This window comes from Acinetobacter zhairuonensis (genome assembly GCF_022601715.1).
Lineage (GTDB): Bacteria > Pseudomonadota > Gammaproteobacteria > Pseudomonadales > Moraxellaceae > Acinetobacter.
Window position 1 is genome coordinate 1 of record NZ_JAKVIM010000035.1, and the last position, 2475, is coordinate 2475.

Consider the following 2475-nt stretch of genomic DNA (forward strand, 5'->3'; position numbering starts at 1 on the left):
CCCGATGCACCCAGTGGATGACCAATCGCAATCGCACCACCATTTGGATTCACTTGCGTAGTATCGTCAGCCAGACCGAGGTCACGGGTCACAGCTAAAGCTTGTGCAGCAAAAGCCTCATTCAGTTCAATCACATCCATCTGTTCGATTGTGAGATTGGCTTGTTTCAGCAACTTCTTGATCGCAGGTGCTGGGGCAAAGCCCATGATGCGCGGTTCTACACCTACTGCCGTAGATGCAATGATCTTGGCACGTGGCTTAAGCTTGTATTGTTCAATCGCGGCTTCTGAAGCAATCAGTACAGCAGCCGCACCGTCATTGATGCCTGACGCGTTTCCCGCTGTGACGGTGCCTTCTGCTGTAACGACTGGCTTCAGTTTTGCCAAACCTTCTAATGTGGTCGATGCACGTGGATGTTCATCCGTATCCACCACAATCGGATCACCCTTACGCTGAGCAATACTCACCGGGATGATCTCGTGTTTAAAAAAGCCTTGAGCTTGCGCGGTTGCTGTGCGCTTTTGACTCGCCAAGGCAAACTGGTCTTGATCTGCACGATCAATATTAAATTGTTGTGCCACGTTCTCTGCGGTCTGTGGCATGGTTTCGACGCCATACATGGCTTTCAGCTTCGGATTGATAAAACGCCAGCCCATGGTGGTGTCTTCAATCTTCTGGCTACGCCCATATGCACTTTCTGATTTGCCCATCACAAACGGGGCACGTGACATGCTTTCCACACCACCGGCAATGATCAGATTGGCTTCACCGGCTTTAATCGCACGGGCTGCAATTGCAATTGCATCTAAAGATGAACCACATAAACGGTTAATCGTCGTCGCAGGAACTTCAACCGGTAAACCTGCCAACAAGGCCGACATACGTCCCACGTTACGGTTGTCTTCACCCGCTTGGTTGGCACAGCCGTAAATCACATCATCGACTTGTGTCCAGTCCACAGTGGGATTACGTTGCATCAAGGCTTGGATAGGAAGTGCACCCAAGTCATCAGCACGAACTGGGGCTAAACCACCGGCATAACGGCCAAATGGGGTACGAATGGCATCTACGATATAAGCGTCTTTCATGTTTAATCTTGTCCTGTGAATCCCCCTTTTTAAAGGGGGCAACTCCTCCCTTTAAAAAGGGAGGTCGGGAGGGATTAATTATCCCTTTGTTGCATCCATCAATGGCGCGCCGGTTAATGCCTGCAATTCTGCAAAGCTTAAACCGTCGACTTTCTCAAGCACTTTTAAGCCTTCAGCAGTGACATCAATTACGCATAGATCTGTGTAAATACGATCCACACATTTCAAGCCTGTCGCAGGGTAAGTCAGTTCCGCTACGATCTTTGGTTCACCTTGTTTGGTGACATGATCGGTGGTGATAAATACTTTTTTGGCACCGACCGCTAAATCCATCGCACCACCGACCGCTGGAATCGCATTAGGTGCACCGGTATGCCAGTTGGCTAAATCACCATTGGCTGCAACCTGAAACGCACCCAATACCGCGATATCCAAGTGACCGCCACGCATCATGGCAAACGAATCGCCATGGTGGAAAAAGGCACCGCCTTCGAGCATGGTCACATATTCTTTACCTGCATTGATCAGCTCAGGATCTTCTTCACCTGCCGCTGGCGGTGGACCAAAAGCCAATAAGCCATTTTCAGAATGCAGGAACACATCTTTGTCGCTTGGCAGGTAGCTGGCAATCTTGGTGGGTAAGCCAATCCCAAGATTCACATAAGCCCCATCCGGAATATCTTGTGCCACACGTTCAGCAATCTGGTTGCGGCTGAGTTTTTGATAGCTCATGAAAGTCTCCTGCTTACACAGCAACAGGTTCAGGTTGTACCTGCACCACATGTTGAACGAAAATGCCTGGGGTGATGATGTGTTCTGGATCTAACTCGCCCAGTTCCACCACTTCAGACACTTGAGCAATGGTCACACCTGCTGCCATGGCCATGATTGGACCAAAGTTACGTGCAGATTTACGATAGACCAGATTGCCCCAACGGTCGCCTTGCTGTGCTTTAATCAAAGCGAAGTCGGCTTTGATTGGATATTCCAACACATAATCTTTACCGTCGATGTGACGGGTTTCTTTACCTTCTGCCAATAAAGTACCAAAGCCTGTTGGGGTAAAGACTGCACCGAGTCCCATACCTGCGGCTTGAATACGGCAAGCGAGGTTGCCTTGTGGTACCAATTCCAATTCGATTTTGCCTGCACGATAGAGTTCATCGAAGACCCAAGAATCAGACTGACGTGGGAAAGAACAGATGACTTTTTTGACTGCACCGGCTTTCAAGAGTTTAGCCAGACCATAATCACCATTACCTGCATTGTTGCTGACAATCGTGAGGTCTTTAATGCCGAGTTGGATTAAGCCATCGATCAGTTCAGCAGGCTGTCCTGCTGTGCCAAAACCACCAATCATGATGGTTGAGCCGTCGGTGATTTGGGA

3 protein-coding genes are annotated in these 2475 nt (G+C 49.3%); all 3 read right to left on the reverse strand.

Features of this window, described 5'->3' with window-relative positions:
- The coding region (gene pcaF, locus MKI85_RS16870; RefSeq protein WP_241629466.1) for a 3-oxoadipyl-CoA thiolase at positions 1 to 1088 on the reverse strand (1088 nt) is incomplete at its 3' end.
- Between the two features lie 78 nt (positions 1089 to 1166).
- A complete protein-coding gene (locus tag MKI85_RS16875) occupies positions 1167 to 1820 on the reverse strand; it encodes a 3-oxoacid CoA-transferase subunit B (RefSeq protein WP_241629469.1) in 654 nt (217 codons plus the stop codon).
- Positions 1821 to 1833: 13 nt separating this feature from the next.
- Positions 1834 to 2475: 3-oxoacid CoA-transferase subunit A (locus MKI85_RS16880; protein ID WP_241629471.1), on the reverse strand; the 642-nt coding region annotated here is incomplete at its 5' end.